Source organism: Bartonella capreoli, assembly GCF_902813205.1.
In the GTDB taxonomy this organism is placed as follows: domain Bacteria; phylum Pseudomonadota; class Alphaproteobacteria; order Rhizobiales; family Rhizobiaceae; genus Bartonella; species Bartonella schoenbuchensis.
This window is the reverse complement of record NZ_CADDZX010000166.1, coordinates 1-475: the sequence shown is the minus strand read 5'-3', so window position 1 is coordinate 475 and position 475 is coordinate 1. Positions and strand designations below refer to the sequence as shown.

Below are 475 nucleotides of genomic sequence, written 5' to 3'. Positions count from 1 at the left end.
TAAACCTTGGCCGTCTTTTGAATAGATCATAGAAACGTGGTTGGGTTGAGGCACAACCAATTCTTGTGTATCTTCGATAGTTATAATACGCTCATTACTAGGGATTTTAGCGATTAATGCTTTTGACAATGTTGTTTTACCAGAGCCGGTTTTTCCGGAAATCAAAATATTTTTTTGACGTTTTACAGCCTGATTTAAAAAGAAGACAAAATCCTTATTATAATAAGCGGTTACTAAGCTATGCTCAATGTTTTTGAGTTCGTTAAAATGTGATTGATAATCATTTAAAGGTGTGAATGTCACTTGTTCACACAGCGAAAAAAGACCGTTATTTGAAAGATCTTCAAGAGAAAAACTCCGTGATGAGGGTTTGCGAATTGTCATACTGATCGTATCTTTTTCTACTGCCGGAGGAATGACAATTTGAATACGCTCATTATTCGGTAAGGTAGCAGATAATATCGGATTTTTGTCC

Annotated in this window: 1 protein-coding gene; it reads right to left on the bottom strand. The window is 35.4% G+C overall.

Going from position 1 to position 475, the window contains the following annotated elements; translation table 11 throughout:
* A partial coding sequence (locus J7R05_RS07895) for an ATPase, T2SS/T4P/T4SS family (RefSeq protein ID WP_208541838.1) occupies positions 1-475 on the bottom strand: 475 nt, incomplete at both ends.